Consider the following 2,236-nt stretch of genomic DNA (forward strand, 5'->3'; position numbering starts at 1 on the left):
GTCATGTTGATGATGCGGCGCACGGTGGCCGACGGCGTCAGCACATGCACCGGCTTGGAGGCCCCCAGCAGGATCGGGCCGATCGTCACGCCTTCGCCCGCCGCATTCTTGAGCAGGTTGAAGGCGATGTTGGCCGCGTCCAGCGTCGGGAAGATCAGCAAGTTCGCGTCCTCGCGCATGCGGGCGTTGGGGAAGATCTGCAGCCGGTGCTTGGCGTCGAGCGCCGAGTCACCGTGCATCTCGCCTTCGACCTGCAGCTCCGGATGGCGCTCGTGCAGCAGGTGCAGCGCCGCGCGCATCTTCTCGGCCGTCGGCGAATCGGCCGAACCGAAGGACGAGTGCGACAGCAGCGCCACCCGCGGCTCGATGCCGAAGCGCTTCATCTCCTCGGCGGCCAGCAGCGTCATCTCGACCACCTGCTCGGCCGACGGGTCGTAATTGACGTAGGTGTCGGCCATGAACAGCGTGCGCTCGGGCAGGGCGACGAGGTTGATCGTGTAGAAGTTGTTCACCCCGGGACGGCGGCCGAGCACCGTCTCGACGAAATCGAGGTGCAGCCGGTGCATGCCGTAGGTGCCGCAGATCAGCCCGTCGCCGTAGCCGAACTTCAGCAGCAACGTGCCGATCAGCGTGGTGCGCCGGCGTACTTCCTTCTTGGCGTATTCCACCGACACGCCGCGGCGCTCCATCAGGCTGTGGTAGTGCTGCCACAACTGGTTGAAGCGCGGGTCGGAGTCCGGATTCACCAGCTCGTAGTCGCGGTCGGCCAGCATGCGCAGGCCGAAGCGCTCGATGTTGGCCTTCACCACGTCCGGGCGGCCGATCAGGATCGGGCGCGCAATGCCTTCGTCCACCACCTGCTGCACCGCACGCAGCACTTTCTCGGATTCGCCTTCCGAGAAGATGATGCGCTTCGGGTTCTCGCGCGCGGCGGCGAACACCGGCTTCATGATCAGCCCGGAGTGCCACACGAAATTGTTCAACTGGGCGCGGTAGGCGTCCCAGTCGGTGATCGGGCGCGTGGCCACGCCCGAGGCGACCGCCGCTTCGGCCACCGCGGGGGCGATCTTCACGATCAGGCGCGGGTCGAACGGCCGCGGGATGATGTACTCGGGACCGAAGCCGCCGACCTTCTCGCCGTAGGCCGCGGCGACGATGTCGCTCTGCTCCACGCGCGCCAGTTCGGCGATCGCCTTCACCGCGGCGAGCTGCATCTCGTCGGTGATGGTGGTCGCCCCCACGTCGAGCGCACCGCGGAAGATGAACGGGAAGCACAGCACGTTGTTGACCTGGTTCGGATAGTCCGAGCGGCCGGTGGCGATGATGGCGTCGTTGCGCACCGCCTTCACCTCTTCGGGCAGGATCTCCGGGGTCGGGTTGGCCAGCGCCAGGATCAGCGGCTTGGCCGCCATCTTTGCCACCATCTCGCCCTTGAGTACACCGCCCGCCGACAGGCCCAGAAACACGTCCGCGCCCTCGATGATCTCGGCGAGCTTCCTCGCCTCGGTCTTCTTCGCGTAGCGCGCCTTGATCGGGTCCATCAGCGTGGTGCGGCCTTCGTACACCACGCCCTCGATGTCGGTCACCCAGATGTTCTCGACCGGAATACCCAGCTTCACCAGCAGCCCCAGGCAGGCCAGCGCCGCGGCGCCCGCGCCCGAGGTCACCACCTTCACCTTGTCCAGCGCCTTGCCCTGCATCTGCAGGCCGTTGAGGATGGCCGCGCCCACCACGATCGCGGTGCCGTGCTGGTCGTCGTGGAACACCGGGATCTTCATGCGCTCGCGCAGCTTGCTCTCGATGTAGAAGCACTCGGGCGCCTTGATGTCCTCGAGGTTGATGCCGCCGAACGTGGGCTCGAGCGCGGCGATCATGTCGATCAGCTTGTCGGCGTCGGGCTCGTCGACCTCGAGGTCGAACACGTCGATGCCGGCGAACTTCTTGAACAGCACCCCCTTGCCTTCCATCACCGGCTTGGCCGCCAGCGGGCCGATGTTGCCCAGGCCCAGCACCGCCGTGCCGTTGGTGATCACGCCGATCAGGTTCGAGCGCGCCGTCAGGTTCGCGGCCTCGGCCGCGTCCTCGACGATCGCGTCGCACGCCGCCGCCACCCCGGGCGAATACGCCAGCGACAGGTCGCGCTGGTTGGACAGCACCTTCGTCGGCGTCACTGAAATCTTGCCCGGCCGCGGGTAGCGGTGGTAGTCGAGCGCTGCTGCGCGTATCAATTCGTCCA

At 66.9% G+C, this 2,236-nt stretch carries 1 protein-coding gene; it reads right to left on the reverse strand.

From position 1 onward, the window contains the following. A partial coding sequence (locus tag GH664_RS22465) for an NADP-dependent malic enzyme (RefSeq protein WP_153170284.1) occupies positions 1 to 2,236 on the reverse strand: 2,236 nt, incomplete at both ends.

Origin of the sequence: Thauera sp. 2A1, from assembly GCF_009469595.2 — a bacterium.
GTDB lineage: Bacteria > Pseudomonadota > Gammaproteobacteria > Burkholderiales > Rhodocyclaceae > Thauera.